Annotated in this window: 28 protein-coding genes; 2 read left to right on the top strand and 26 right to left on the bottom strand. The window is 44.4% G+C overall.

All coding sequences use genetic code 11. The annotated features are described in order from the left end of the window. The first annotated feature begins 124 nt into the window (after window positions 1–124). Both AC27IJ_RS20585 and AC27IJ_RS20590 read left to right on the top strand, forming a co-directional pair. On the top strand, window positions 125–898 hold the full coding sequence (locus AC27IJ_RS20585) for a ParA family protein (RefSeq protein ID WP_312447450.1): 774 nt from the start codon (window positions 125–127) through the stop codon (window positions 896–898). 22 nt (window positions 899–920) lie between these two features. Then, on the top strand, window positions 921–1,556 hold the full coding sequence (locus AC27IJ_RS20590) for a late competence development ComFB family protein (protein ID WP_312447452.1): 636 nt from the start codon (window positions 921–923) through the stop codon (window positions 1,554–1,556). Here AC27IJ_RS20590 and AC27IJ_RS20595 read toward each other — a convergent pair. The 26 genes from AC27IJ_RS20595 to fliI all read right to left on the bottom strand — a co-directional run bounded on the left by AC27IJ_RS20595 (window position 1,553) and on the right by fliI (window position 23,839). Next, window positions 1,553–2,833, bottom strand: a complete 1,281-nt coding sequence (locus AC27IJ_RS20595; protein ID WP_312447454.1) for an EAL and HDOD domain-containing protein — start codon at window positions 2,831–2,833, stop codon at window positions 1,553–1,555. The two genes, AC27IJ_RS20590 and AC27IJ_RS20595, sit on opposite strands and share 4 nt — an antisense overlap. A gap of 4 nt (window positions 2,834–2,837) precedes the next feature. Beyond that, window positions 2,838–3,746 (bottom strand): chemotaxis protein, encoded by a 909-nt coding sequence (locus AC27IJ_RS20600; protein ID WP_312447455.1) that lies wholly within the window; start codon window positions 3,744–3,746, stop codon window positions 2,838–2,840. Window positions 3,747–3,829: 83 nt separating this feature from the next. Continuing rightward, window positions 3,830–4,312 carry a chemotaxis protein CheD gene (locus AC27IJ_RS20605; RefSeq protein WP_312447457.1) on the bottom strand — a complete coding sequence of 161 codons (483 nt, stop codon included), beginning with the start codon at window positions 4,310–4,312 and terminating at the stop codon, window positions 3,830–3,832. Then, window positions 4,305–4,931 (bottom strand): chemotaxis protein CheC, encoded by a 627-nt coding sequence (locus AC27IJ_RS20610; RefSeq protein WP_312447459.1) that lies wholly within the window; start codon window positions 4,929–4,931, stop codon window positions 4,305–4,307. The genes AC27IJ_RS20605 and AC27IJ_RS20610 overlap by 8 nt, the downstream gene beginning before the upstream one ends. 29 nt (window positions 4,932–4,960) lie before the next feature. After that, the gene (locus AC27IJ_RS20615; protein ID WP_312447461.1) at window positions 4,961–5,734 is read right to left on the bottom strand and encodes a flagellar hook-basal body protein; all 774 of its coding nucleotides are present in this window, start codon (window positions 5,732–5,734) and stop codon (window positions 4,961–4,963) included. Between the two features lie 13 nt (window positions 5,735–5,747). Then, complete coding sequence (locus AC27IJ_RS20620) at window positions 5,748–6,551, bottom strand: flagellar hook-basal body protein (RefSeq protein ID WP_312447463.1); 804 nt, start codon at window positions 6,549–6,551, stop codon at window positions 5,748–5,750. Between the two features lie 18 nt (window positions 6,552–6,569). Continuing rightward, window positions 6,570–7,343 carry a sigma-70 family RNA polymerase sigma factor gene (locus AC27IJ_RS20625; protein WP_312447465.1) on the bottom strand — a complete coding sequence of 258 codons (774 nt, stop codon included), beginning with the start codon at window positions 7,341–7,343 and terminating at the stop codon, window positions 6,570–6,572. A gap of 35 nt (window positions 7,344–7,378) precedes the next feature. Further along, window positions 7,379–9,451: a flagellar biosynthesis protein FlhA gene (gene flhA, locus AC27IJ_RS20630; protein ID WP_312447468.1), complete on the bottom strand. Its 2,073-nt coding sequence runs from the start codon at window positions 9,449–9,451 to the stop codon at window positions 7,379–7,381. Between the two features lie 40 nt (window positions 9,452–9,491). Continuing rightward, the gene (gene flhB / locus AC27IJ_RS20635) at window positions 9,492–10,553 is read right to left on the bottom strand and encodes a flagellar biosynthesis protein FlhB (RefSeq protein ID WP_312447470.1); all 1,062 of its coding nucleotides are present in this window, start codon (window positions 10,551–10,553) and stop codon (window positions 9,492–9,494) included. A 24-nt stretch (window positions 10,554–10,577) separates the two neighbouring features. Continuing rightward, window positions 10,578–11,339 (bottom strand): flagellar biosynthetic protein FliR, encoded by a 762-nt coding sequence (gene fliR / locus AC27IJ_RS20640; RefSeq protein ID WP_312447472.1) that lies wholly within the window; start codon window positions 11,337–11,339, stop codon window positions 10,578–10,580. 74 nt (window positions 11,340–11,413) lie between these two features. Beyond that, on the bottom strand, window positions 11,414–11,674 hold the full coding sequence (locus tag AC27IJ_RS20645) for a flagellar biosynthetic protein FliQ (RefSeq protein WP_054741974.1): 261 nt from the start codon (window positions 11,672–11,674) through the stop codon (window positions 11,414–11,416). Window positions 11,675–11,775: 101 nt separating this feature from the next. Beyond that, window positions 11,776–12,438, bottom strand: a complete 663-nt coding sequence (gene fliP, locus AC27IJ_RS20650) for a flagellar type III secretion system pore protein FliP (RefSeq protein WP_312447477.1) — start codon at window positions 12,436–12,438, stop codon at window positions 11,776–11,778. 9 nt (window positions 12,439–12,447) lie between these two features. Further along, window positions 12,448–12,798: a flagellar biosynthetic protein FliO gene (locus tag AC27IJ_RS20655; RefSeq protein WP_312447576.1), complete on the bottom strand. Its 351-nt coding sequence runs from the start codon at window positions 12,796–12,798 to the stop codon at window positions 12,448–12,450. A 26-nt stretch (window positions 12,799–12,824) separates the two neighbouring features. Then, window positions 12,825–14,108 carry a flagellar motor switch protein FliN gene (gene fliN / locus AC27IJ_RS20660; RefSeq protein ID WP_312447479.1) on the bottom strand — a complete coding sequence of 428 codons (1,284 nt, stop codon included), beginning with the start codon at window positions 14,106–14,108 and terminating at the stop codon, window positions 12,825–12,827. Window positions 14,109–14,157: 49 nt separating this feature from the next. After that, entirely contained in the window at window positions 14,158–14,604 is a 447-nt protein-coding gene (gene flgC, locus AC27IJ_RS20665) for a flagellar basal body rod protein FlgC (protein ID WP_312447481.1), read from the bottom strand. A gap of 23 nt (window positions 14,605–14,627) precedes the next feature. Beyond that, complete coding sequence (locus AC27IJ_RS20670; protein WP_054790120.1) at window positions 14,628–14,987, bottom strand: response regulator; 360 nt, start codon at window positions 14,985–14,987, stop codon at window positions 14,628–14,630. 48 nt (window positions 14,988–15,035) lie between these two features. Then, the gene (locus tag AC27IJ_RS20675; protein WP_312447485.1) at window positions 15,036–16,055 is read right to left on the bottom strand and encodes a flagellar motor switch protein FliM; all 1,020 of its coding nucleotides are present in this window, start codon (window positions 16,053–16,055) and stop codon (window positions 15,036–15,038) included. Between the two features lie 23 nt (window positions 16,056–16,078). Then, window positions 16,079–16,846 carry an OmpA/MotB family protein gene (locus AC27IJ_RS20680; protein WP_312447487.1) on the bottom strand — a complete coding sequence of 256 codons (768 nt, stop codon included), beginning with the start codon at window positions 16,844–16,846 and terminating at the stop codon, window positions 16,079–16,081. A gap of 83 nt (window positions 16,847–16,929) precedes the next feature. After that, entirely contained in the window at window positions 16,930–17,736 is an 807-nt protein-coding gene (locus tag AC27IJ_RS20685; RefSeq protein WP_312447491.1) for a motility protein A, read from the bottom strand. A gap of 33 nt (window positions 17,737–17,769) precedes the next feature. Beyond that, entirely contained in the window at window positions 17,770–17,973 is a 204-nt protein-coding gene (locus AC27IJ_RS20690; RefSeq protein WP_312447493.1) for a flagellar FlbD family protein, read from the bottom strand. A gap of 62 nt (window positions 17,974–18,035) precedes the next feature. Beyond that, complete coding sequence (locus tag AC27IJ_RS20695; RefSeq protein WP_312447495.1) at window positions 18,036–19,634, bottom strand: flagellar hook-basal body complex protein; 1,599 nt, start codon at window positions 19,632–19,634, stop codon at window positions 18,036–18,038. 82 nt (window positions 19,635–19,716) lie between these two features. After that, window positions 19,717–20,091 (bottom strand): TIGR02530 family flagellar biosynthesis protein, encoded by a 375-nt coding sequence (locus AC27IJ_RS20700; RefSeq protein ID WP_312447497.1) that lies wholly within the window; start codon window positions 20,089–20,091, stop codon window positions 19,717–19,719. Window positions 20,092–20,110: 19 nt separating this feature from the next. Next, window positions 20,111–20,716 carry a flagellar hook assembly protein FlgD gene (locus AC27IJ_RS20705; protein ID WP_312447499.1) on the bottom strand — a complete coding sequence of 202 codons (606 nt, stop codon included), beginning with the start codon at window positions 20,714–20,716 and terminating at the stop codon, window positions 20,111–20,113. 11 nt (window positions 20,717–20,727) lie between these two features. Continuing rightward, a complete protein-coding gene (locus AC27IJ_RS20710) occupies window positions 20,728–21,993 on the bottom strand; it encodes a flagellar hook-length control protein FliK (RefSeq protein WP_312447501.1) in 1,266 nt (421 codons plus the stop codon). A gap of 72 nt (window positions 21,994–22,065) precedes the next feature. Beyond that, window positions 22,066–22,515: a flagellar export protein FliJ gene (gene fliJ, locus AC27IJ_RS20715; protein ID WP_312447504.1), complete on the bottom strand. Its 450-nt coding sequence runs from the start codon at window positions 22,513–22,515 to the stop codon at window positions 22,066–22,068. Window positions 22,516–22,537: 22 nt separating this feature from the next. Further along, on the bottom strand, window positions 22,538–23,839 hold the full coding sequence (gene fliI / locus AC27IJ_RS20720; RefSeq protein WP_312447505.1) for a flagellar protein export ATPase FliI: 1,302 nt from the start codon (window positions 23,837–23,839) through the stop codon (window positions 22,538–22,540). Window positions 23,840–23,853 lie beyond the last annotated feature (14 nt).

A 23,853-nucleotide genomic window follows, 5' to 3' on the forward strand; every position in this document is an offset into this window, starting at 1 on the left:
AAATACACACATCATCTGATTCTCGAAAATACAGTTTTTTCTTGTTTTTACTATACTTATTTATCGACATATTGTATACTAAAGATAATAGTTTTATTTCAATTTACGATTGGAGGAAAAGAAGTTGTCAACAGTCATTGCAATTACAAATCAAAAAGGCGGCGTAGGCAAAACAACCACTTCCTGTGCTCTTGCCTGCGGCCTGGCCATGAATCATAAAAGAGTTTTGGCAGTGGATTTAGACCCTCAGGGCAACTTGGGCTTCAGCCTTGGGCTGCAGATCGAATCCGGCGCAACCATATACGAAGTTTTAAAGGGAACCGCTTCCTTACAGGAGGCGATCCAGTCTACAAAGCGCTGTGATGTAATTGCCTCCAACATCCTGTTAAGCGGAGCTGAGCTGGAGTTTACGGGAAAGCAGCGGGAATGTATTTTGAAAAATATTCTCTCTACTGTGGCAGGATATTACGATTACATAATTATTGATACTCCCCCTGCTTTAAATATTCTCACTGTAAATGCTTATGCGGCTGCCGACTATCTGATCATTCCCATGGTTCCGGAAATTCTAAGCCTTTTGGGAGTCTCCCAGATTAAAGATACCATCAGCACCGTCCGTTCCTCCGTCAATCCGGATTTGGTGGTCCTTGGAATATTGCTTAACAAATATAATCCCAGAACCCTCCTTTCCAAAGAGGTAAAGGAAATGGCACAGAAAATCGCCTTACAGATCAACTCCACGGTATTTAACACCCATATTCGATCCAGCGTCTGCGTGGCGGAGGCCCCTGCCCAGGGAGAAAATCTTCTGGATTATGCTCCCAGATCCAATCCGGCCCAGGACTACAGGGAATTGATTTCCGAGGTTCTGGAATTGATTAAACAACGTAAAAATTAATTACTTGAAGGGAGTTTCAATTATGGCCAGAAAAAGCAGTAAAACAGCTCATGTTATGAATCTGTTAGCAGGGGAAGATTCGGAATCCTCAAAAGAAGAGGCTGCCAGGGAAAATCTTGCCGCCAGACAAACCTCTGATTCCACGGAAAAGATCAGGGAGCTTACGGATTCAAATCAGCCGCCTTCTCCCCCAACACCTATTTCCATTATAGACATGTCATCTTCTGCTCCCGACCCGGTGGCAGAATTGATCAGAGAACAGTTAGAAGAGGCGGAAAATATGGAGGATACGAAAGATATGGAGGATACGGAAGTTACGGAAGTTGCTCCTGACCTGGAGGCTCCGTCCCTTGACCAGAGCGCAGAACCTAAGGCCCCGGAACCATTGATTCCATCATTTCAATATTTGAATGTCATGGAACACATCATAAAGAATTCGGTATCAGAATACATGGATAAATTCGATGTATGCAGCTGTGAACGGTGCGTCGCCGATGTAAAGGCCCTGGCTCTGTCCCATCTGCCTCCCAAATATATTGTTGCGGAGCAAGCCACTGCTTCTCCTCTTTTAAACTTTTATTCCACCCGTTTTTCCCAACAGGTGATTGTAGAATTAACCAAAGCCTGTTCTACGGTAAAAGAAAACCCACACCATTAGGTGTGGGCTTCTTTTATTATATTTTCTGATTCCCGGTCTGCGCTGCTAATAACCCCTTCCCATATCTCATTTACCGTTTCCACACAATCCATGTAGGTTTGCGCCAGCAGAGAAGAAGGAATGCCTAATTCATTGGACAGTGATTTTACAGCTTTCCAATCCGCATTTTCATAGCTGAGAATGAGTTTGTAAAGCGCTCCGCATATCCCTTCCTGATTAAGCAGTGCATCCTTGATCTCCTGGGCAACCGGCACTTCTTCCAGTATTTCCGTCAAAGGTGCATCAATCATGTACTGCAGGGTTGAGAACATTCCCATCATATAAACCTCTGATCGGATAATGGGCAGGTTTTTGATATAGTCGGAAAGGACCATAGCGTAATTGGCCCGAAGGAAGGACAGCTTCATCATGGCCTCACGGGACTCATCACTTCCAAAATCATTGTTAAAGCTTAAAAGATATACCCACTGCTTTAACTGACTGATTCCCATGGTCACCAGTGCCTGGCGGATGGAGGATACCCTTCTGCGCAGGGCAAAATAAGCAGAATTTACAATTTTAAGAAGAGCGTAACTTAATGCCGCATCATGGCTTATAACCTCTTCTATCCGTTCAATATCCGGTTCGTCTTTAGACACTTCCACAACAAGCTGGAAGAAGTTTCCTTCCAAAAATTCCAGACGCTTTACTTTCCTGGCCATGGCTTCTGCCACATAGCTGCCTTCCGCATAGTCAGCGCCGATTTCCATGGCAAGCTCATAGTCCTCCTTGGTATTGACTCCGGTTGCGATGCATTTCTTATCAAAGCCTTTCATGGTGTTGACAAGATTATTTAAGGAAATCCGTTCTCTTCCTTCGTGCTTACTGCTGATATCCACTTTTATGTAGGTAACATAGTCCAGCATGGTAAAATACTTGGGAGAAAACTGGAAGTCATTGATGGCAAATATATAGCCTTCCGTGCGGTATCTTTTGATTATGGCAGGCGATAAGGGATGGATCATTACATGATCTTCAATTTGGATAATCAATTTGTCCTTATCAAAAATTTTCGGCATGTTTCGGAATAATAATGAAGGAGTAAATGTTACAAACGTAAGTTTATCCTGGAAAATCCTTTCCGTGTTTTGCATAAGAAAACCTGCAATGGTATCTGCTGCCGCTACATCGGAACTATTATAGAGGGCGTCATAATCTTTTTGAAACAGCACCTCGTATCCAATGATCCTGTCCTCCTTAAGTGCCTTAATAGGCTGCCGGGTGACATATCTATCCATTGTTTTACCTCCTTTGAAGCAAATGGTCAATCACTTCTACCAGATGTCCGATTTCCGGTTTAGACAACTGCTCATCTGCACCCAGCTTTTTTCCTTTGATCATTAATTCCTGATTGATCATGGAAGAAAAAATAATAATCGGGATGTGCTGTAACGCCCCATCTTCCTTAACCAGCTTTGTGAGATGGTGTCCATCCATTTCCGGCATTTCGATATCCGTAATAATCAGGCTTAATTTATTAGCAAAGTCCGAATCATTCCGAATCTGATTTAAGTAGTCCCATGCTTCCCGTCCGTTATTCTTAAAAGTCAGGTTATGGTAGCCTGCCTTCCTGAGTGAAGCTTCTATCATCCTGGTCAACAAAATAGAATCCTCTGCAATCAGGATTGGACTTCCATTCTTTTCCCTGTCTTCAAACTTGTTAATTTCATCCAACTGGATCCCTGTCTCCGGAGCAATTTCCGCTACGATTTTTTCAAAATCCAGGATTGTCACCAGGTCCTTCCCACACTGGGCGATGCCTGTTGCCACTCCTTCCTCCCCCCGGCTGATGGTATTGTCCGGCTTCTGTATATCCTTCCATGAAATGCGGCTTATTCCCACCACGCTGTGAACACGGAAAGCAATATGCAGCTTGTTAAAGTTTGTAATAATGAATAAATCTTTCGGCTGCTGCTCCGTTTTGCTTCCTGTCAGGTAATGGGGTAGGTCAATTACAGTGAGAAGGATATCTCTGGGCTTGAATATTCCCTCCACAGAAGGGTGAGCATGAGGAATGGGCTTCACTTTATCTGACATCATGATTTCACGTACTTTTGCCACATTAATGCCATATAATTCACCGTAAATGGTAAATTCCATTATTTCGATCTCATTGGTTCCTGACTCTAACAAAATCTCTGTTTCTGCCATACTTCTTCTCCTTTATCTCAATATAATCCGGCAAAAACATCTGCCTAATAAAATATCGGCATATTTCCTCCGGTTCATAATGTTTACAAATCAATTTCCGCCCTACCGTATGTCCTGATTCTGACTCCTCCTGTACTCACATCAAAAGTCATGGTCCGTGCGTAGTTCTCTCCCACATCCTCTGACACTAGGCGGATTCCCTCTGAGCGAAGAATCTGTTTCACACTGACAATATTACGGGCGCCGATATTACCAAGAGTACTGTTTCCCTGTAATTCAAACATCTTGGCTCCTCCGGCAATCTTAGCAATCAATCTGGGCTTTCTTGCTCCCATAATCTCTATCTTGCGCAGCGTCTCAGCCAGTCCGGTATCTGCGTATTTAAATATATTCCCATCACCTGAACCGAATACCTCCGGAAGCATAATATGTACCAACGCTCCCAGCTTAATCATTGGATCATACAAACTGATCCCAATACAGGAGCCAAGGGCATAAGTGATCAAAATCCCTTCCTGCCTGGCAAACTTCATGTCTGCGATCCCAACCGTCAGATTTTTATCCATTGATAATCCCCAGCTTTTCCATTAAAAAGTTCAATGACTGAATTTCCGGCATCATCAGAAGATCGCTGTGGAGCACCTTGCCCCCTATGATAAACTGGCCGCTGATCATCATCATTTTATCCGTCTGATAGCCAAATTCCACCATGGGCACGCTTAAAATTCCCCCCAGCATATTTATCGCTGTATCAGGAACAGACAAATTAATGGAGACGTCACTGAGGGAGGAGATTGCATTGACGTAAGAAGATATGATAATATTTCCCACCTCTTCAAGTGCAGAGGTTTCCAAAACATTTAATTGATAATAATCTTCAATTTCCTCCTGCATAAGGCTGGATAAGACCTGATTGATAAAATCCAGCTTCAGGACAAACAGCATCAGCCCGTTGATCTCTCCGGACATCTTTACCAATATAGCTGCCACAATTTCTTCCGGGTCTCCCAAAAATTTAATGGCTTCATTATAACCGAGAATCTGCACATCCGGAAGAGTCATGCGCACAGTCTTTCCTAACATGGAGGAAAGCGCTGTGGCCGAATTTCCTGTGCCTATGCTGCCTATCTCCCGGATTAAGTCCAGTCCTAATCCACTCATTTCATCGTATCGTGTTATCTTCATGATATCACCCTCCTTCCTGATAAGCTATCCTATTGCCGAAGTGAATTTATGGTTGTTTCAATTTCATCGGAGGTCTGCACCATTTTAAGGGAGTAAGAATAAGCTCTCTGTGCCTCCATCATTCTGGTCATTTCTTTGGCAAAATCCGTGCCGGACACTTCCTCTGCGCCTTTGACCACTTTTGCATTTTCAAGCAGAATGGGAGCTCCGTTTTTATCCGTTACAGCGTATTCGTTATTTCCTATGTCGGAAATTCCGTCTCTTCTTGCAAAGCTATACACACCTATGGCTTTTGGATCATGCTCATCTTCTTCCAGCTCTTCTTCCTCTTCCTCAATTTCCTCTTCTGATCCGGGATAAACAGCCGGTTTAACAGGATAGGTGATTTCTTGCTGGTCCATGTTTAAGACCCTCTTTCCTGAAGAATTCACCAGATAATAATTGTCTCCCATCATGGAAAGCTGAAAATGCCCGTCCCTGGAATAGGTAATTGCCCCTGTAACCGGGTCCTTTAACATGAAAAAACCTTCTCCCTCTATGGCGTGGTCGTTCTCAAGTCCCGTTTCCTTATAAGGCATATCGGTCATATCGGTCTTTAAAAGATCTACTCTGGTTCCACTGCCCATCTGCGCCGCACTGCCGCCCTGAGTGCTTCTCGCCTGGGCATAAATCAGATCTGAAAACACACTGTATTGAGGTTTAAAGCCTGTTGTATTTACATTAGCAATATTATTGGATACCACATTAAGCTTTGTTTGCTGATTTAAGGCTCCCAAAGCTCCAATATAAAAAGACTGGTTCATCTACTCTTCCCCCTTATACTCTGCCTATCTCACTGGATACCTTGCCCATAAGCTGGTCATATAACCGAAGTACCTGGGCAGCGCTTTGAGTTGCCCTTTGGCTGGTAATCATCTGAGTCATCTCTTCAATGGGGTCAATATTGGACCGCTCCAGTGACTTCCACTGGATTCCTCCATCCACTCCATTCCCTGCAGCCGCCGTGGTAAAGACTCCGTTATCTCCCTTTACAAGCTGAGTGTAATCAGCAAAGTCCACAACGCGGATTTTTCCTAAGAGGACTGGTTCCTGTTCCTCCGTATTCCCGTCGTCCTCACCGTTTTTCAGTCCTTTTATGGGCATTTCATAAATATTGCCTGACTGATCCACCGTAATATGGTCTGAAGGAAGCTCAATGGGGTTTCCATCTTCCCCAATCACCCTGCCCTTAGAAGGTGAAGTAAGGTATCCATCTTCATCAATCGTAAAAGAGCCGTTTCTCGTATAAACCTGATTTCCGGCAGAATCCTGAATGGCAAAGAATCCTGGTTTTGTCAGAGCGAAATCCAGATTTCCTCCGGTTTCCTCCACCGCCCCCTGATTATGGCTGGTCACTGTGCTTCTGGAAGCGCGTATCATTGATACGGACCCAATCTGAACGGGATTGCTTTTGTCACGATTTCCGCTCCGGTAAAGCATTTCATCCCGAAACGTAGTGCTGACCATGCGGTCAGGTTTAAACCCCGGTGTTGCACTATTGACCATATTGTTTCCGATTACATTTAAGTTCCTGGTCTGATACAGCATTCCTGATGCCAGATTGTAGAATCCTTGAAACATTTCTTTTCTCCCTTCCTACTACTCATTTATGAAATTAGTCAGATTCAATCTGAGCTTTTGAAGCGCATTGGAATGAATCTGGGAGATTCTTGGCTCACTGACCTTCATGATCTGTGCAATCTCCCTCATATTTAATTCGTCCATATAGTACAATGAGATAACCTTTTGTTCATTTTCTTTTAAATCATTGATAGCGGAAACCAGAATTTCTTTAAATTCCTTCTGGAGATAATGATTCTCAGGCTGGTCATGTTCGCTCATTGAGGGAAGCTGCATTGACTTTTTATCATCACTTCCTGCCTCCAGAACCATGTCCAGGGAAATGACGCTGTAAACATTTGTCTTGCCAAGAGTCTCCTGGTATTTTTCCATGGTGATGTCCATGTAATCCGCCGTTTCCTTTGTGGTAGGAAAACGGCCCAGACGGTTGCACAATTCTACGACCGCATTGTCCATCATTTTAGCGTTTTTTCTTACACTCCTGGGAATCCAGTCCTGCTTTCTCGCCATATCAATAACCATTCCACGAATCCGCTTGGAAATATAGGTTTCAAACTTTACGTTTAATTCCGGATCAAACTTTTCGATTCCGCTCATAATCGTCAATACGCCTTCGTTAACAATATCCTCCACCTGTGCAAAGCTTAAATATACATCCCGCATTTGGAGAGATATGTTCCTGACCATATTTATATACCGCATCACCAGTTCATGCTTGACGCTGATGTCTTTTGTCCGCTTGTATTTAATTAATAAATCTTCATTGGTATATTGGCTTAAATCCTGTTCCATTCCGACTAACACTGCCTTTCTGTAACAAAATCCGGTCAAAGGGTAATATTCCCGATTGCCTGAATCTGAATATTATTTGCAATCTCATTAAAGGAAAGGACATATACATTGGGATAAAACTGCTCAATCAACCGGTAGAAATAGAGCCTGACAACCTGGCTTGTAAGAACCACCGGCTTCTGTTCCAAATCCGAGAATTTCTTCATCTGTTCTCCCATTTGTCCAATCACAGACTGCATCACATCCGGGCTGAGGGCCAGATAGATGCCCTGTTCTCCTTTTGCCATACTGCCTATAATATTTTTCTCCAGCTCTGCATCCAGGGTGAGTACCTTCATCTGTCCTCCTTCGCAGAACATTCTGGTTATGGTTCTCTTTAAAGCAATTCTGATGTTCTCTGTAATCACATCCATATCCCTTGTGGTCGGAAGAGAATCTGCTATGGTTGCCAGAATCGTTTCCATATCCTTGACCGGAACCCCTTCCTTCAAAAGGTTAATGAGAATTTTCTGAATGCTGCCATATGTAAACTGACTAGGGAACAGTTCGTCCACCAGCTCCGGAGAGTGTTTCTTCACATTTTCCAGCAGCTGCATGACTTCCTGCCGTCCTAACAGCTCATAAGCGTGCTGCCTGATGGTCTCTGATAAATGGGTCAGCATAACAGAAAGTGGATCAATAACGGTATAGCCGTAAATTTCCGCCATTTCCTTGTTTTCAGGCCTGATCCATTTACTGGGAATTCCATAAGCCGGTTCCACCGTTTCAATTCCGTCTACTTCACCGGAAATAGAGGGGGGTTCCAGTGCCAGATAATAATCTACCAGAATTTCTCCCCTGGACACCTCTTCGCCTCTGATCTTTATGACATACTGGTTAGTGTTTAAACTGGAACTGTCTCTGAGCCTGACAGAGGGAATGACAAGTCCCATGTCCTGAGCATACTGTCTTCTGAAAATAACGATCCGGTTGATCATCTTCCCGCCGCTGCTCTCATCGATCAGAGGGATCAAACTATAGCCAAATTCCATTTCAATAGGTTCTACGTTAATAAGAGCGTAAACATTGTTCACATCCCGGTAGTAGGACTCTTCATCGGAAGCCCCCTGTGCCGCTTCTTCGGGCGCGGCCATGGCTGCCGCCGTTTCCGGAAGGCCGGAGGCTGACAGACGAACCTTATGTCCTAACTGATATCCGGATATAATAAGCACCGCTGCCATAGCTGCCAACTGAATCTTAGGCATTCCAGGCACCAGCATTAACACGATCATAACAAAACCAGTGAGCATAATAGCCCTGGGCTGGGCCATGAACTGGCTGGATACGTCGTCATTTAAGGTGCCTTCCGATACGGCTCTGGTCACCACCATACCGGTAGCTGTAGCGATCAGAAGAGCCGGAACCTGGGAAACAAGACCATCACCAACCGTAGCAATGGTATATATGGACATCACCTGGCCAAACTCCAGATTTGACTGCACCATACCGATAATGGCGCCTCCAATAAAGTTAATGGCGGTGGTGATCAGGGACATGATGGCATCTCCCTTTACAAACTTCGTGGCACCATCCATAGCACCGTAGAAATCCGCTTCCTTCTGAACCTTATACCGTCTCAGCTTTGCTTCCTGCTCATTGATCAGGCCGGAGCTTAAATCCGCGTCAATGGCCATCTGCTTACCGGGCATGGCGTCTAAGGTAAACCTGGCCGCAACTTCTGATACACGTTCCGTTCCCTTTGTAATAACCAGGAAGTTTACCAGAACGATAATAAGGAATATGATAAAACCAACAACAACATTTCCCTGTAAAACGAAATCACCGAAGGCTTTGATTACCTGTCCCGAGGACCCCTGATTGGACAAAATATTTCTCGTGGAAGACACATTCAATCCCAGACGCAGCAGGGTGGTCACCAAAAGCAGGGCCGGAAAGATGGAAAATTCCAAAGGCTCTTTTATGTTCATGGTTATCAGCAGGATAATCATGGAAAGAGAAATATTTATAATAATCATTACGTCCACAAAAAACGGAGGCAATGGAATAATCAATAGAAGTACGATCAAAATGACAAATACTACTACAGAATTTTTCAGTAATGTCTTCATTCTTTTACACCATTTCTTTCAGTTTCTCTGCTGTTTTTCTTTATTCTATGATCTTGTTATTCATGCGGTATACATATACCAGGATTTCAGCGACCATACCATAGTATTCCGAAGGAATCTCGGCTCCTACCTGGGTGGCGGCAAAAATGCCTCTTGCCAAAGGTTTATTTTCAATCACATATACCCCATGTTCCTCGCCTATAGCCACAATCCTCAAGGCCAGTTCATCCTGGCCCTTGGCCACCAGAACGGGAGCATTATCCTTCTCTATGTCATAGCGCAGAGCCACCGCAAAATGGGTGGGGTTACGTATGATTACATCCGCTTCAGGGACCGACTGCATCATCCTGGAACGGGCCCTCTCTCTTTGTAGGCTGCGGATACGCCCCTTAATCTCAGGATTTCCTTCTGTCTGCTTAAATTCCTCTTTTTGATCCTGCTTTGACATTCTAATCTGACGTTCATAATCCCACCGCTGATAAAAGAAGTCAAAACCGGCAACGGCCAGAAATATAAGAGAAACTCTGAAAACCATATCCATAATGGCATTCAGCACATACACGGCAGAATCATTTAAGTCCATATCAATGGTTCTTGCAATTGGCGTTAAATCCCCTTTTATGATCTGGAACAGGATTGTTCCCAGTATGGTAATCTTCAGCAGGTTTTTCAAAAGTTCTATCAGGCTTTTCATAGAAATTATATTTTTTATCCCTTGGAATGGATTGAGCCGGCTAAACTTAGGTGCTAAATTGCTTTTTGTAAACAAAAATCTTGTTTGCACTCCAGTTCCCAGTACCGCCAGTACAATACCTGCCAAAAGAATGGGGAGAGCCGCTTTTAAAACCGCCCACGCTGTATCTACAAAAATTCCGGCGGAATAATCAGATAAATTCTCCACCCCGGGAGCCATGCTCAAATATTTTATCATATAATCCCGCATGGTCCGGTACATAAAAGGAAATAACATTTTCAGCAGCACGAAGGTTCCAAGTAAGGAAGCTATCATAACTACATCCTTACTGATGGCAACATGACCCTTTTTTCGTTCATCCCGCCGCTTTTTCGGTGAGGCCTTTTCGGTTTTTGAAGGATCTTGCATTGCCGTTCATCACATCCTTTGCATTTATAAAAGTCTGATTATATCCTGAACTGTTAAAAGCATCTGGCTTATCACACCGCTTACATAATCCGTCATAGGAGAAAACAGAAAAATCAGCATAATGAAACCAATTACGATCTTTGCCTGTATGTTCACAACAAACACATTGATCTGAGGAATTATTTTCATTAAAACCCCGACTGCAATCTCCGTTAAAAACTCAATTGCAATGATAGGAAATGCAAACTTAACAGCCATAGCGATGCATTGGATAAAAATTTCCATCATTGCCCACGCCGCACGGCTTCCCAAAGCAACCTGTCCGTAAGGAACCATTTCTGCCGACTTTATAAGAAGCTTAAACAGTGCCAGATGGCCATTCACCGCAAAGAACAACAGTATAAAATACGCCTGATAAAGCGTTCCTGTAAGAGCAATCTGAGCGTTGGTCTGGGGGTCATAAATCATTGCCATGGACAAACCCATTTGAAAATCCATGACTGACCCTGCAAAAGTAATGACCATAAGGAATAATTCCATAACAAAGCCAATGGAAAAACCAACGGCAAACTCTTTTAGAAGAAGCACTGCAAATTCAATGGAATTCACAGGCTCCGGCACCTGAGCTGAGGAAAAAGAATAAATAAGCAGCGTAAATACCATGATCATGCCGCCCTTGACCTGTGCAGGAATATTTTTTCTGCCCCAAATGGGGTTTAAAAGAATAAAACCTGACATTCTCATAAAAATAAGAGAAAACAGCATCACCTGTCCTATTTCCGGCATCTAAATCTTCCTTTCCTCTTCTTTGGCCATGTCTCTCGGACATCATGAGACACTTTAGGTGTTTCATGTCCCTCTCATTTCAGCATGGTATTAAAAATATTGATAGTAAAATCACTGAGAGTGGTCATCATATGATCACCCATGATCAAAAGTATCAGGCCTATAACGATCAGCTTTGGAACAAAGGTAATCGTTTGTTCATGGATCTGGGTCGCTGCCTGCACAATGGAAATAATGATACCGATGATCATACTGACAATAAGCGCTGGACCGGCCAGCTTGACCACCAGCCCAAATAACTCATACATTAGGCTGTTCACTGCAACATCCGTCATATTCTGCCTCCTAATGAATCAAGCGGATATGCTTGCATATCCAGTTGATGCCCGATAAAGCGGGGCACGCTGTTCGAAAATTCAGGATTGAAAGAATCCTGTCAGTAATGGAAGCTGTTAACCAAATTAGAAAACAGCAGCTCCCATCCATTAACCGTTACAAACAACAGTAATTTAAATGGAAGCGAAATCATAGCCGGCGGAAGCATGACCATACCCATGGACATCAAGGTACTGGACACAATAATATCTACCAGTAAAAACGGCAGAAAAATCATAAATCCAGCCGTAAAAGCCCGCTCCAGCTCTGAGGTCATAAATGACGGAATCACTACGGTCATAGGAAGATCCTCAACGTTCTCCGGTTTGTCGGTTTTGGACAAATCGATAAACAGATCCAGTGTGTCCGTCTTCGTCTGCTTGAGCATAAACCGTTTCATGGGAACCGTCGCCCGGTTAAGTGCCTCTTTCTGGTTTATCTCCTCCCTGATGTAAGGCTGGTAAGCATTGGTATTCACATCCTTTAACACCGGGTCCATAATGAACAGTGTCAGAAATAATGCAATTCCAACCAGAACCATATTCGGAGGGCTCTGCTGAACGCCCAAGGCATTTCTGGTAAAAGATAAAACAATGATAATCCTTGTGAAGGAAGTCATCATCACCAGGATCGATGGCAGCAGGGAAATGATGGTCAAAATGAGGAAAATCTCCAGAGTCGGCACCCGGCCGCCATTAATATTAATCAAGGCATCTGTATTCATGGTTCCTCCTTACACATCATCCCTGTGTCTGTCTGTATATTTTTTTAACAGTTTTTTAAAGCTTTCATACCCTTCTGCCCCTGTAAATGGGGTCTGAGCTGAAACTCCCTCTGGTATGTCCTCTTCCGAAAGTTCAGAAAGAAGAGTTATCTGAGAAGAAGCAATGCCGATAAGATAATAGTGACTCCCTGCACGGACGATTGCAATTGCTTTATCCTGTCCCAGGGGAAGCCTGTCCAACATCTGCATACAGGTTCCTCCCCGCTTCAGCCCAATTCCTTTTCCAAGGCTTCTGGTAAATACATAGCTCAAATATAGGATTACAACGGTAAGGAGCAGCGCTGATAACAGACTAATCACGCTATTCAAATGCAGCCACTTCCTCTCTATTCTCCGCTCTTTTTAGTAATCTCTGTAATACGGATGCCAAAATTGTCATCTACAACCACAACATCGCCTTTCGCAATGCAGCGGCCATTTACATATAAATCAACCTGCTCTCCTGCCAGCTTATCAAGGATAACAAGAGACCCTTTGGTGAATTCAAGAATTTCCTTTACCAGCTTTCTGGTTCTGCCGATTTCAACAGACACCTCAAGAGGCACTCCCATAATCAGTTCCCGGTTTTCTTCCTGCTCCTCAAATCCATTGCCCCCGTCTCTTAAGCTGTTTTGGGGGATAGGTTTCACATTTATGGTTTTAGGTTCCGGAGATCCTGTTTTTTTCATATTTTGCTGTTCGCTTTGCAGCTGCGATATCATCTGTTGCATTTGACTCATCATCTGCTGCTGCTTCTGTATCTGATCCATCATCTGCTGTACTGCCATCTGGTTATCTCCTGTCGTCTGAGGTATTTCATGACTTCCTCCAGCCGTCTCCCTGTCGGCAGGCTGTACAGCATTTATCGGCTCTTCGCCTCCAAAGCTGCCTGACAACAGCTTTTCAATCTCTTCCTGAGATAAGACTCCGCCTGAAGCCGGCTCCCTTAATTCCGTTTTCGTCTCTATGACTGGTTCCGGAATTTGTATCGGTTCCGGGATTGGTTCAGGTTCAGGCTCCGGAATCGGTTCCAGCATATCCTCGGGCAAAAATCCCCTAACCAGATCCTTTGCAAGATCAAGAGACATTACGTTAATAAATTCACTTTCCAACTGGTCCGCAATTTTTAAGGTAAACCCGACCACCACCATGAATTCTTCAGTGTTATAATATTTTTCTTTGAAATCCTCCACATCACCGATCTCAAAAGAACTGGGCGTCGAAATATTAACGACCTTGCCTAAAAATTCGGACAGTGCCGTGGCAGAGGCCCCCATCATCTGATTCATAACTTCACAGATGGCACTGATATTCAGTTCATTTAATTCAAATTCTTCCTCCGGCGTTTCCATGCCCATGAGCATATCCACAATCACTTTTACATCATGCCTCTTTAAAAGCATAAGATTGCTTCCGCTAAGTCCTGCAATATATGTAATCTCCACCCCTACTGCCGGTTCCAGGTTTGAAATTTCAAATTCTTCCTTTGATAATACCCTTACTATCGGTGTGGTAATATCAACTCTGGCATTGAGCATGGTAGATACTGCAGTGGCCGAGGCACCAAGGCTTATATTCAGTATTTCACCTATGGCATCAATTTCAAATGCGCTAAAATTCTTTGAATCCATACAACTTTTCTCCCTTTATACTCATTAGCCCTCTATGCCAAGTCACGCCTTACTTTCCAATTTCCAATGCCTTGGAGGCCATCATCTTTATGGCATTAAATGCTGTTATGTTGGCCTCATAGGACCGGTATGCAGACATACTGTCTACTGTTTCTTTTAGCAAATCCACATTAGGCATCTGCACATAGCCGTTTTCATCCGCATCCGGATGTTCCGGATTGTAAACGGACTTTAAGGGACTGGTGTCTTCCACTATCTGTGAAACTCTGACACCTCCTGTGCTCTGCTGCCTGCTTATGCCGGCTGCATTCATCATAATTTTTCGGAAGTTATTCTCATTCCTGGATTCAAGCACCACCATTTTTCTCTGGTAAGGCCCACCTGCTTCTGTCCTCGTCGTATCAATATTCGCAATGTTCTCCGATGCAACATCCAACCGAAGACGCTGGGCGGTCATTGCCGACGCACTAATGTTCATGGAACTTAAAAATGACATTTGTCCCCTCCTCTACGGTATAACTAACCGATAATGCCTGTGACAGTTTTAAGAATTCTGTCCGGTTTAAAGGGCTTTACAATAAAATCTTTAGCACCTGATTTGATCGCTTCGATTACCATGCTCTCCTGTCCCATGGCAGAGCACATAACAACCGCTGCATCCGGGGATTTCGCCTTTATCAATTTTAATGCTTCCAGACCATCCATGTTAGGCATTGTAATGTCCATGATTACAAGATCCGGTGTGATTTCAGAAAACATCTGCACAGCCTGAGCTCCGTCAGACGCCTCGTATAAATCGGTATATCCATTTTTTGACAACGTATCCTTAATCATCATTCTCATAAATGCCGCATCATCTACCAATAATATTTTCGCCATTTTTTTGCATCTCCTTTATTATCCTTAATTCTTTATATAATCCCTGACTCAGCTTTCACCGGCCTGGTTATTTCCTTCTTCTACAAGACCTTCAATACGTACCGCCGTATTTCTTTTGTGAACACCTAACTGTCCCTTAAACCATGGCTGGTCTTCCACATACAGTTTGATGTCGGATTCCTTAGGCGTTCCTAAGTTGATGACATCTCCCACATGAAGATTATAAACATCATCAAGAGTAATGGCAGATTCTCCAACCTTAGCACGGATCATTAAGTCAGAGGCCCTGATGTTGTTTAAGATTTCAAGCTTCGTATCCTGGCTGTTCTCTTCATCTCCCATGGCACTGGCTCTCCGCTTATCTATAATGCTGAATGTATTCATAAGGAGATTTCCCGGAATGCAGAGACTGAGTCTTCCAGAGCAGCCTTCCATTTCCACATCAATGACGACAATTACTATGGTTTCATCCACACCGATTTCCTGAAACATGCCGGGATTTTCCTCCAGCCTGTCCAGTTCAAAATTCAGATTAATATAACTTGACCAGGAATCCTTTAATGGTCCTATCACATATTGGATCACTCTGCGGTACAGGGCCATCTCAATTTCCGTATAGGCATAGGACAGGCCAACATTGGTTTCCTTCCCCACGCCTCCAAGCATGCGGTCGATTAAACTAAGCATTAATGGCATACTTGTATTGATCAAAAGCGGCGGATTCTTGGAATGATCCGGCAAAGACACATTGACAAGGGTAAGGACATCATTATCGCTGAGGGCGTTACTGAATTCATAATACCGCTGCTCCTCTACCGTAACAACTGACAGTTCGCTGGAAGTCCTAAACAGGCTGTTGATCTGGGAACCTGCAATTCTGGAATAATTGTCGAATATACTGCCTAAAACTTTAAGCCTGTCCTTCGTAAATTTTTTAGGACTGTAAAAATCATATTTCCTATATTTTAATTCATCTTCTTTTTTTTCAATCTCCTGGCTCAGCTCATCTGTTCCCTGCAGGGAATTGAGCAGCGCATCAATTTGATTTTGGGATAATACTTCAGCCATTTGTTTCACTCCCGCTTCATTTTTTAATTACCCGGCACGTTCTGATAATCCTGATATATCTGGTTGTAATACTCTTCCAGGGATTTTTCTACCGTATCATTCTTGGTTATCAATATTTCCACGCGGCGGTTCTGCGCCCTCCCATCTTCCGTATCAAAAGGCGCAACGGGACGGAACTGGCCATAGCTGGTGCCCACCAGTTTTTCCGGTGAAACAGCATGTCTGCTTTGGAGAAAGATAACAACCTCAGCGGAACGCTGAGCGGAAAGCATCCTGTCATTGCGGACATTATTGGGCCTGTTTGGGTCTCCCTGGGAGGTGTGCCCCAATACCTGCACTTCTTTTATGGAAGAATCCACCTGCGTCATAGCGGCGGCAAACTGCTCAAGGATGTCCTTGCCTTCCTGCCGGAGCACAGAACTATCCCCGTCAAAAAATACTTTGTCGCGGAATGAAATAAAAGTGAAACCGTCTCCGCGGGTAATTTCTACGGATTCCTGCATTCCTCTCTCTTCAACTACCTGTTTCAGAGCCGTATACAGTGCATCAAAATCCGTGACCTCTTCTTTTGTCGGGTCTCCACGGAATTCCCCCTCGCTTTCATTGGCTTTGGACTCTATGCTTTCCAGAGCACTGGGATTAAAGCTCTGTACCAGTTTCTTCCATTTGCTTTGATCCATGGAGGACATGGAATACAAAAGTACAAAGAAACACAGCAGCAATGTAACCATGTCCCCATATGTATCCATCCAGCTTCCAATTTCTTCCGGCTGCTTATTTCTCTTTATCATACAACCACCTGTTTTCCTCTTTCCTACCCATGTTCTTTTGGCATCAAGGTATGCCCTTAAAGTGCTCCCCTTTTGCAATCCGATTATTCAGGATTTACGCTTCCTTCTTCTGGTTTTTTCTTTGTAATCTTTCCCTGCTGCTTCTGAGACAGGTAAGATAACAGCTTTTCCTCCAGATACTTAGGGTTATCTCCCGCCTGAATAGACAAAACACCTTCAATAATAATCTGCTTATACAAAACTTCTTCCTCATTCCGGATACGCAGCTTCTTGCCCATAGGATTGAACAGCAGATGCGCCAGAATACAACCGTAAAAGGTGGTGATCAATGCCACAGACATGTCAGCCCCAAGGCTGTTCGATCCGTTTCCCGACATATCCATACCTTTTAGCATGTTAACCAATCCTACCAGCGTGCCAATCATTCCGAAGGCCGGAGCCACTCCTGACCCCCTATCATAGATACTGACATCCTGCTCGTGGCGGTCCATCATGGCTGCAACTTCACTTTCCAGCATCTCTCTGATCTTTTCCGCATCCATGGCGTCTACAATCAGCATTACGCTCTGTTTTAGAAAAGGATCCTTAATGGCAGCAGCCTGCTCTTCCAGAACCAAAAGCCCCTTTTTTCTTGCCGTTTTCGCCATATCCACCAGGGTATGAATAACGGCTTCCGAATTGTACCGATTGGAGCTGATCATTATTCCGATGTGTTTTGGAATCTGCGCCAGGGTTTTAAATGGAAAGCTGGCTATCAACGCTGCCGCCGTACCTCCGACTACAATGATAACACTGGGCATGTCCAAGAAATTTATCAGCTTCTCAGCGCCGATTCCGTAGACAATCAATATGATTCCCAGCACCCAGCCAACGATCAATGATACATCCATAAGTAACCTCCTATATTCCAGGCAGTACCTGGATTAAACGTTCTTTTTCTGCGCACGCGCATATATTTGGGCTTGGAATTCAATCACCCGGTCAATGATCTCATCAACACTTTCTTTTACCACATAATGTTTTCCATTAGCCATTATAACATTGGACTCCGGTATTGTTTCAACCCGCTCAATCTGATTACAATTGATTACAAATTCCTCATCATTCAGCCTTGTAAGACGAATCATGGCTCAACTCCTCTCATTAGGGGAAGCGGCAGTCACCGCCTCCCCGAATCTGCACAAGCTAATTACCGCTTAATATTAACCAGTTCTTCCAGCATCTGATCCGTAACTGTAATGATTTTTGAGTTGGCCTGGAATCCTCTTTGTGTAGTGATCATATCTGTCATCTCAGTCGCAAGGTCTACCTTTGCCATTTCCAGATAATTTGACATGATCCGGCCCTGGGTGCCTCCGGCTTCATAAATGCTTATGTTACCAGCATTACCGCCTGGGACATAGTAATAGCCCGAGGTCTTTTCCAGACCATTGACATTCTGGACACCGGCTAAAGCAATCTTGCCGATGATAACTGTAACGTCGGAATCGGAAGTGCCGGTCAAGGTACCATCTTGCTGGATTGTATAGTTGGTCAGCTTGGCAAGCCCTTCGCCTGCATCGGCATTGCCTACTTCCGTGCTCGTAGAATCTTTCTGAGCTGTTACCAGACTATTTTCGGCTTTTGTTACCTCATTTTCGGCTGCTTTCACCATGGCTTCGGCTTTCTTTGCGGCCTGGTTGGCGGTGTCCCGTTTGCCTTCCAGAGAATCAGGTTCGATTTTGCTTAAAGCCGCCTGAAGATCATCCAACGCTTTCCTCGCCGTATCCAATGCTTCCTTATCTGTTGTTGTACCGCTGGCGTTATAAGTAGTAAGAGCTGCTTCATAGGCATCCCAGACGCCAGGCATCTTTGAAGCATTATCCGCCAGTGCCTTCGGCGCGCGAAGTCCTGCCTGGCCTTCAATCAACTTATATACTGTTTTCTCATAAGCCGTTCTCGCTGTGTCATAAGTGTTCTTCAAATCATCAGCATGTGCCGGATCATTTTTGCCATCCAGCCATTCCGCATAGGCCTTTTCCATGGCTGTCTTTGCATCATCACGATTTGTAGTTAATGTTTTAATATCCAGTGAAGTACTTTTATCCCCATAGGCCTTATCTGCCGCAATATATTCTTCTCTTGCTTTTCCCATATCCAAATTCAGTTTACTTAAATTTGCTCTGGCTTCCTCAAGAGCTTTTCTGGCTTCTTCTACCCGAGTCCCTGCCTTCTTATTTCCTATAGCCGCCATATCTGATTCCATGGGAATCCTCAGCGGTTTTAATGAAGTGGTATCAAAGGTATCTCCGCTGGAATAATCCCCGCTGGTATTTGAAAATCCATATATATAATTTCCTGAATCATCAACCAGATATCCCTGATTATCTACATTAAACTTTCCTACTCTGGAAAGACTAAGGCCCTTAGAGGAAATGACATCTGAATCCTCCAGGGAAAAGCCCTCTCCGTCCCCAACCATAGGACCTACAATATAAAACCCTGTACCGTCAATATAGCAGTCAAGGCCTCTGGAGGAAGGTGACGGACTTCCCATAGAGAAATCATAGGTAATGCTTCCTGTAGTTACGCCATATCCTATCTGATTGGCATTCGTTCCTCCATAGCCGCCGGCAGCTGTACTGCCTTTTGAACCAGATGAGGTGTTCTGGTACATGGTATCTTTAAAGGACATGCTGCCCGCTTTAAATCCCCATGTGTTTACGTTAGCTATATTATTACCGATAACATCCATTTTGGCCTGATGGGTTCTAAGACCTGCCACACCGGCAAACATTGATTTGACCATAGTTGTTATTCTCCTTCGTTTTTTTTCGCCTTCCTCCTGCTGTCAGTCGGACACACAGGAAAAGCCTCCATAAATGGTCCAGCTATAATAGGACGGCGCTGTCGATATTTGTAAAAATATTTTCTTTCATTTCATTTCCGGACATGGTTGTTACCACAGTATTATTGGGTACATTTACAATAAACGCTCCCCTGTCACTGATAATCACCACATCCTTTGCACCTTTGGAACGGGCTTTTTCCACTGCGGACTGCAGATCTTGTAAAAATGAATCCGACATTTCAATTCCGCGCTGATTGACCCGCTCTGCAGCATGGCGGGAAAACTGGAGCTCTTCCTTTTTGTCAATCCTGCTTTGAAGTATCTCATTAAAGCTGCCTGACGGTTTTGATATTGCAGCAGCATTCCGCAGCTTTAGCTGCCTTAATTCCTCATGCTGATTTATTTTGCCTAGCATTGATCATCACCTTCGCATTCTAATCGGTACTGGCATCGGTTTTGTTATCTGTATCCGGATCCCCGGCTCCATCGACATTATTATCTGTACCCGGCTCCTCGGCTCCATCGGTATTATTATCTGTACCCGGCTCCTTGACTTCATCGTCCTTGCCTGTCTCACCTGATTCTTCCGGAGGTTTATGCCCTTTTTCATAAACAGACATGATGCTGGAAACCGGATAGCCTGTCTTATCATCGTCGTCGATATAAAGAGTTGGCACACCACCAAAAATATCGACTCTCGTCACAGTTCCCGTGATTTTTTTAACTGACCCGTTTTTCTCCTGGACTGCAACCATAACTTCTTTTCCCATCATGGAGGTTCCATAATTGATTGTATTGACCTGGGCAAAATCTCCCATTGCTGTGGAGAAGTTGTTCATGGCCTGCATCATGGCGATCTGAGTCATCTGAGTCATCATCTCCGAGTTATCCATTGGGTTTGACATGTCCTGATTTTGAAGCTGTGCTGCCAAAAGCTTGAAAAATCCCTCTGTTGTTAATTCACTGTTACTGGTGGATTTCGCTCTGTCCGCAAAAGCTTCCAGTGAATTATATGAATTCACTCCATTTACATTTGACATTGTTTGTCTCCTTATCTGTAACCAGCGCCGCTTTCTTCAGCGCTTTCTGACTCAAAAATTCCGAGCCTCAGCTTTTGTATAAAATCCTCGCGGTTTTCTTCCCTCTGGCTTTCCTGTTGCTGTCCACGCTGTTCCTGTCTGCCGCCCTGCTCCTGCTGCTGGTTTAAGTAATCTGGCTCATGCTTGTCTACCAGAACCTGGAAGGGCCGTTCTAAATTAGTTTCCAGAATGGAACCTAAATCGCCCGCTGACTGGGATAATAGCTTTAGGGTTCTGCTTTCCGTACACAGAAGGGAAACACTGATCTGATTATCCTCATAGGAAATTTTGATCCGGATCTTACCCAGATTATGAGGTTCCAATTGGATATCCAGTTCCCCATTTCCTTCGCGGATCTGTTTTAAAATCTGTTCCGACAGCTTTGCTTCCAGCTCTTTCGGATTCTCTGCTCTTATGGCCGTATGGACTTCCTCAGACTTTACAAGATGGCCATTCCAGAGACGTTCTGGCTCAAAGGGCTTTTCCGGAAGACTTTTCCCGATATTGTCCTGGTCTTCTTCCACAGGACCTGGTTTTTCCTGAGAATTGCTCCTGGGAAGTATCGCAGCCGGTTCCTCTTCTGCCAAACCAGAAACTGTCTCTGCTGCTTTCACAAAAGGCTGCTCCGATAAAACATCCTTTTTCCCATTTGGGTTTACAGCTGCTTCCGGGTTCTGTCCGGCTATATTCTGAATTACAGGTTCCTTTTTCCCTGTTTTTTGCATTGTTGCCATTGCATCCGGGAAAAGGGATTCCGGCTTTTCTTTTGGACTATCCGTTAAGGTCATCGGGATTTCCTGATTAATGTCTTCTGTTCCCATGCCATTATCCGCAAGCTGCTGAAAACGGAACTGATCCAGAGCACGAAACAAATCCATCGTCTGGATTTTTCCGCTTTCTTCCGGCACCAAAACCGGAGTCACTACCGCTCCAACGGCTTCCATCATTTGGGCCTCTGGTTCCTGTCCGGCCATTTGAAACTTTTCCTCCGGCACCTGCACTTTCGCCATTTCGGCCGCAGCAGCCAGAGCAGCGGCCTCTGATGCAACTTCTGCTGCAGGATGCTTTTCTTCAAAGGACTTTCCTGGTTCCGGGCTTTTGCCATCCTTCTTCTGCGTGCCGTTTTTCAGCATCGCTTTAAACTCGGATAAGCCGTCAGCCGTCTTTTCCTCTTTTTTCCTACTGCCGGTCAGCTGTCTGGACAGCAGATCCACACTGCTGTTTTTTATCTCTGTCATCTTCTCACTCCTTTCTTTTCATGCCTTCAGGCATTTGATTCTATGGTAACTGCCAGATGTTTTCCGGCAGGATTACCTGCTCCCATGAACCGAGGTCGTGTTGGATACGAATTCCTCAATGAACAGCTCCTCGCTGCGCTGAAGCTCTTTGTTATACTGCAGAAGCTTTTTTTCCTTCAATTTTTCAATGGAAACCACTTCTTTTCTGGCCTCCACCACTTCCTCCCGCTTTTGTTCCTCTTTTTTTTGCAATTTATGAAGAACTCCCTGTTCGGCAAGAATTTTCTGATGCATGAAGGTGATATAGGTCTCATATTCCCGCATCATACTAACGGCAATGCCCTGGCCAATCTCCTCCTGAAACTGGACACAGGCTTCTCTTCTCCGGTCCGACAAGGACTCAACCTTTTTTTCCTGTCTGGCTACCTTATCCACAATCTGGGCGTGCTCGTTTTTTAAATTATCCAGGACCTGATCCTTGTAATTTAATACTGTATTAAGTGGAAAATTAAACTTTTTCATACTCCACTTCCCCTTTCAGCATCTATGCTAAAATCATCTTCATTTTCTTTATGACCTCTTCATAACTGGCCTGTTCCTGTATTCCCTGACACAGGAATTGATTGATCTTATCAATTTTGGATATAGCCATATCAAGCTTTGGGTTGCTGCCGGTTTTATAAGCACCAATCGAGATAAGGTCCTCATTCTTCTCATAAAGGCTTAACATATCCCGGATTTGGGAAGCTAATTTCCGGTGTTCCTCTGAAACGATGTTGGTCATCAGACGTGAAATACTAGCACTTACGTCAATTGCCGGGAAATGGTTGGCATTGGCCAGCTTTCGGCTCAGCACAATATGGCCGTCCACAATACCCCTTACCGTATCGGCGATAGGCTCATTGGTATCATCGCCTTCCACCAAAACCGTGTAGATTCCCGTAATGGAACCTTCTCCAAAGTTACCGCTTCGTTCCAGCAGCTTGGGAAACTCCGCGTAAATAGAGGGAGTATAGCCTCTTGCCACCGGAGGCTCTCCGATTGCAAGCCCAATCTCTCTCTGTGCCATGGCAAAACGGGTCAGGGAATCCATCATAAGCAATACATCCTTGCCCTGATTCTTAAAGTATTCGGCTATGGTGGTGGCAACCAATGGGCACTTCATACGAAGCATAGCTGGCTGGTCTGAGGTGGCTACCACCAATACGGAACGTTTCATTCCTTCCGGACCTAAGTCTTTTTCTATGAATTCACGGACTTCTCTTCCACGCTCCCCTACCAGGGCAACCACGTTAATATCCGCCTTCACATTCCTGGCAATCATGCCAAGCAAGGTACTTTTCCCCACTCCACTGCCTGCAAAAATTCCAATACGCTGGCCTTTTCCAATGGTATTTAAGCCATCAATGGCCTTGACCCCAAATTCCAGCTTGTCCGTAATGGGCGGACGGGTCATGGGATTGATATAAGGATTTTCTACGTAATAGTACCGGGGAGATTCAAAAGGTCCTTTCCCATCCATTGGTTCTCCCTTTGCATCGATGATCCGACCTCTCAAAAAATCTCCTACCGGTACCTTCAACCTGCGTTTTGTGTTTCGAACAAAGCTGCCCGCAGCAATGCCATTCATATTTTCATAGGCCATAAGCTGTATTTTATCATCCTTAAAGCCCACCACTTCCACCGGTATCTGCTCCTGCCGGTCTTCATTGTAAATATAGGCTATATCTCCGATACTGGCCCTTCCACCGGAGGCTTCCATGGACATCCCCACAATGTTTTCAATCTTCCCGATATGGTCGATTGTCTCAGTCTTTGTAATGAGATCCGTCAATTCCTTAAACATGCAGGCTCCTCCTG

Source organism: Lacrimispora sp. YZC11, from assembly GCF_057543815.1.

What these genes read in the sequence shown, in the direction of transcription:
- AC27IJ_RS20590 (WP_312447452.1), top strand. Translation starts at nt 921, where the DNA reads ATGGCCAGAAAAAGCAGTAAAACAGCTCATGTTATGAATCTGTTAGCA.
- AC27IJ_RS20595 (WP_312447454.1), bottom strand. Translation starts at nt 2,833, where the DNA reads ATGGATAGATATGTCACCCGGCAGCCTATTAAGGCACTTAAGGAGGAC.
- AC27IJ_RS20600 (WP_312447455.1), bottom strand. Translation starts at nt 3,746, where the DNA reads ATGGCAGAAACAGAGATTTTGTTAGAGTCAGGAACCAATGAGATCGAA.
- AC27IJ_RS20605 (WP_312447457.1), bottom strand. Translation starts at nt 4,312, where the DNA reads ATGGATAAAAATCTGACGGTTGGGATCGCAGACATGAAGTTTGCCAGG.
- AC27IJ_RS20610 (WP_312447459.1), bottom strand. Translation starts at nt 4,931, where the DNA reads ATGAAGATAACACGATACGATGAAATGAGTGGATTAGGACTGGACTTA.
- AC27IJ_RS20615 (WP_312447461.1), bottom strand. Translation starts at nt 5,734, where the DNA reads ATGAACCAGTCTTTTTATATTGGAGCTTTGGGAGCCTTAAATCAGCAA.
- AC27IJ_RS20620 (WP_312447463.1), bottom strand. Translation starts at nt 6,551, where the DNA reads ATGTTTCAAGGATTCTACAATCTGGCATCAGGAATGCTGTATCAGACC.
- AC27IJ_RS20625 (WP_312447465.1), bottom strand. Translation starts at nt 7,343, where the DNA reads ATGGAACAGGATTTAAGCCAATATACCAATGAAGATTTATTAATTAAA.
- flhA (WP_312447468.1), bottom strand. Translation starts at nt 9,451, where the DNA reads ATGAAGACATTACTGAAAAATTCTGTAGTAGTATTTGTCATTTTGATC.
- flhB (WP_312447470.1), bottom strand. Translation starts at nt 10,553, where the DNA reads ATGCAAGATCCTTCAAAAACCGAAAAGGCCTCACCGAAAAAGCGGCGG.
- fliR (WP_312447472.1), bottom strand. Translation starts at nt 11,339, where the DNA reads ATGCCGGAAATAGGACAGGTGATGCTGTTTTCTCTTATTTTTATGAGA.
- AC27IJ_RS20645 (WP_054741974.1), bottom strand. Translation starts at nt 11,674, where the DNA reads ATGACGGATGTTGCAGTGAACAGCCTAATGTATGAGTTATTTGGGCTG.
- fliP (WP_312447477.1), bottom strand. Translation starts at nt 12,438, where the DNA reads ATGAATACAGATGCCTTGATTAATATTAATGGCGGCCGGGTGCCGACT.
- fliN (WP_312447479.1), bottom strand. Translation starts at nt 14,108, where the DNA reads ATGGATTCAAAGAATTTTAGCGCATTTGAAATTGATGCCATAGGTGAA.
- flgC (WP_312447481.1), bottom strand. Translation starts at nt 14,604, where the DNA reads ATGTCATTTTTAAGTTCCATGAACATTAGTGCGTCGGCAATGACCGCC.
- AC27IJ_RS20670 (WP_054790120.1), bottom strand. Translation starts at nt 14,987, where the DNA reads ATGGCGAAAATATTATTGGTAGATGATGCGGCATTTATGAGAATGATG.
- AC27IJ_RS20675 (WP_312447485.1), bottom strand. Translation starts at nt 16,055, where the DNA reads ATGGCTGAAGTATTATCCCAAAATCAAATTGATGCGCTGCTCAATTCC.
- AC27IJ_RS20680 (WP_312447487.1), bottom strand. Translation starts at nt 16,846, where the DNA reads ATGATAAAGAGAAATAAGCAGCCGGAAGAAATTGGAAGCTGGATGGAT.
- AC27IJ_RS20685 (WP_312447491.1), bottom strand. Translation starts at nt 17,736, where the DNA reads ATGGATGTATCATTGATCGTTGGCTGGGTGCTGGGAATCATATTGATT.
- AC27IJ_RS20690 (WP_312447493.1), bottom strand. Translation starts at nt 17,973, where the DNA reads ATGATTCGTCTTACAAGGCTGAATGATGAGGAATTTGTAATCAATTGT.
- AC27IJ_RS20695 (WP_312447495.1), bottom strand. Translation starts at nt 19,634, where the DNA reads ATGGTCAAATCAATGTTTGCCGGTGTGGCAGGTCTTAGAACCCATCAG.
- AC27IJ_RS20700 (WP_312447497.1), bottom strand. Translation starts at nt 20,091, where the DNA reads ATGCTAGGCAAAATAAATCAGCATGAGGAATTAAGGCAGCTAAAGCTG.
- AC27IJ_RS20705 (WP_312447499.1), bottom strand. Translation starts at nt 20,716, where the DNA reads ATGTCAAATGTAAATGGAGTGAATTCATATAATTCACTGGAAGCTTTT.
- AC27IJ_RS20710 (WP_312447501.1), bottom strand. Translation starts at nt 21,993, where the DNA reads ATGACAGAGATAAAAAACAGCAGTGTGGATCTGCTGTCCAGACAGCTG.
- fliJ (WP_312447504.1), bottom strand. Translation starts at nt 22,515, where the DNA reads ATGAAAAAGTTTAATTTTCCACTTAATACAGTATTAAATTACAAGGAT.
- fliI (WP_312447505.1), bottom strand. Translation starts at nt 23,839, where the DNA reads ATGTTTAAGGAATTGACGGATCTCATTACAAAGACTGAGACAATCGAC.